This window comes from Kitasatospora sp. NPDC057512 (genome assembly GCF_042802135.1).
Classification (GTDB): domain Bacteria; phylum Actinomycetota; class Actinomycetes; order Streptomycetales; family Streptomycetaceae; genus Kitasatospora.
The window spans coordinates 1-2,348 of sequence record NZ_JBHVET010001023.1 but is presented as its reverse complement, the minus strand read 5'-3'; the positions used below and the strand labels follow the sequence as shown (position 1 = coordinate 2,348).

2 protein-coding genes are annotated in these 2,348 nt (G+C 74.8%); both read left to right on the top strand.

The genetic code is table 11. The annotated features are described in order from the left end of the window. Positions 1 to 102: 102 nt before the first annotated feature. On the top strand, positions 103 to 795 hold the full coding sequence (locus ACFU6K_RS37045; RefSeq protein ID WP_380670749.1) for a vancomycin high temperature exclusion protein: 693 nt from the start codon (positions 103 to 105) through the stop codon (positions 793 to 795). A gap of 72 nt (positions 796 to 867) precedes the next feature. Continuing rightward, positions 868 to 2,295, top strand: a complete 1,428-nt coding sequence (locus ACFU6K_RS37040) for a DNA polymerase IV (RefSeq protein WP_380670747.1) — start codon at positions 868 to 870, stop codon at positions 2,293 to 2,295. Positions 2,296 to 2,348 lie beyond the last annotated feature (53 nt).

Genomic DNA, 2,348 nt, shown 5'->3' with positions numbered 1-2,348 from the left:
GGCCCGGACGGGGAACCGTTCGGACCCGCGGCCCCGTCGTGTTCCCCGGTTGACGTCATCGAGGGAGGGCACGTGGGAGTCGGTACCGGTATATCGGGGCTGCTGCGGCGCAGGGCCGGACTGCTGGGGGCCCGGCTGCGGCAGCGGCGTACACAGCGCAGGGTCTTCCAGGTCGGAACGGTGCTCTGCTCGCTGGCGCTGGCGCCGAGCGCCTGGGTGTGGTGCGCGGCGGGGGACCGGGTGGGCACCGTGGAGAGCGCGCCCGCCGCGCCGGTCGCGGTGGTCTTCGGGGCCGGCCTGTACCAGGGCAAGCCCTCCCCGTACCTGGAGCACCGGCTGGTCGCGGCGGTGGACCTGTACCGGGAGGGGAAGGTGCAGGCGATCCTGGTGACCGGGGACAACGGGCGGGTCGAGTACTCCGAGCCCGACGCGATGTACGAGTACCTGACCCGGAACGGCGTGCCCGAGGACCGGGTGGTGCGGGACTACGCGGGCTTCGACACCTGGGACTCCTGCACCCGGGCGCGCCGGATCTTCGGGGTGGACCACGCGGTGCTGGTCAGCCAGGACTTCCACGTCCGCCGGGCGCTGGCGCTGTGCGAGGCGGCGGGCATCCGCTCGTACGCCGTCGGGGTGCCGGAACTGCACGACGCGACCTGGCTGTACGGCGGGCTGCGGGAGGTCGCCGGGGCGGGCAAGGCGGCGGCCAACGCCTGGCTGCGGCCGGACCCGGTGTTCCTCGGGCCCCGGGAGGACGGCATTCCGAAGGCGCTGGCGGAGGCCGCGAAGCAGTAGCGACGGGGGCCGGGACCGGGGCGTCCGGCCCGGTTCGTACGCACTGTCGGACCCGTACGCGATGATCGGCGGGTGCGATCTCTGCCGAGCATCATCCACCTCGACATGGACGCCTTCTTCGCGGCGGTGGAGCAGGCGGCCAAGCCCAGCCTGCGCGGCAAGCCGGTGGTCGTCGGCGGGCTCGGCGGGCGCGGGGTGGTCTCCACGGCCTCGTACGAGGCGCGCAGGTTCGGGGTGCACTCGGCGATGCCGATGGCGCAGGCGCGCCGGCTCTGCCCCAACGCGGCCTTCCTGGCGGGGCGGTTCGAGGCCTACCGGCAGAACAGCGAGATCGTGATGGGGCTGCTGCGGCAGCTGTCCCCGCTGGTGCAGCCGCTCAGCCTGGACGAGGCCTTCGTCGACCTGGAGGTCGGCCCGTACGGACCGGCGCTGCTGGAGGCGGACCACGAGACCGGCGAGCGGCTGGTCCTCGCGCTCGCGGAGGACCTGCGGGCGGACATCCAGCGGTCGACCGGGCTGACCGGCTCGGTCGGGGCGGCCGGGTCCAAGCTGATGGCCAAGATCGCCTCTGAGCAGGCCAAGCCGGACGGACTGGTCATGATCGAGCCCGGGCAGGAGCGGGCCGTGCTCGGCCCGATGCCGGTGCGGGCGCTGCCCGGGATCGGGCCGGCCACCGAGCAGGTGCTGCGCCGGGCCGGGCTGAACACGGTGGCCGACCTCGCGGAGGCGGGGGAGGCGGAGCTGGTGCAGCTGGTCGGACGGGCGCACGGCGCCGGGATCTTCCAGATGTCCATAGGGCTGGACGATCGGCCGGTGATCGCCGACCAGGACGCCAAGTCCGTGTCTGTGGAGGACACCTACGAGGTGGACCTGGCCGACCGGGAACGGGTGCTGCGCGAGGTGGAGGCCCTGGCCGGCCGGTGCGTACGGCGGCTGCGGGCGGCCGGGCGCTCGGGGCGGACGGTGGTGCTCAAGGTCCGGCGGTTCGACTTCTCGACGCTGACCCGCTCGGAGACGCTCGGCGGGCCCACCGACGACGAGGCGGTGATCACCGCGACCGCGCGCCGGCTGGCCGAGCAGGTGGAGATCACCGGCGGGGTCCGGCTGCTCGGCGTGGGCGTCGCCCAACTCGCCGACTACACCCAGGAGGACCTGTTCGCCCAGGCGCTGCGGGAGGAGGCCGCGGAGCACGCGGAGGCGGCGGCCGAGGCGGAGGAGGCCGCGGCGGAGCCGGAGGCCGTCGTGGTGCGGCGGTGGATGCCCGGGCAGGACGTCCGGCACGAGGAGTTCGGGCCGGGCTGGGTGCAGGGCAGCGGCGTCGGGAGGGTCACCGTACGGTTCGAGACGCCGTGGGACGGGCCGGGGCGGGTACGGACCTTCGCGGTGGACGACCCGGCGCTCGAACCGTCCCGGCCGCTGCCGCTGCGCCGGGACGCGGGTGCGGACGAGGGGCCGGACGGTGCGTCGGAGGGGAACGGCGGGCCGGGGGAAGGAGCCTGAAACGCGAAGCGGCCCCACCCGGTGGGGGAGTACCGGGTGGGGCCGATCACCGT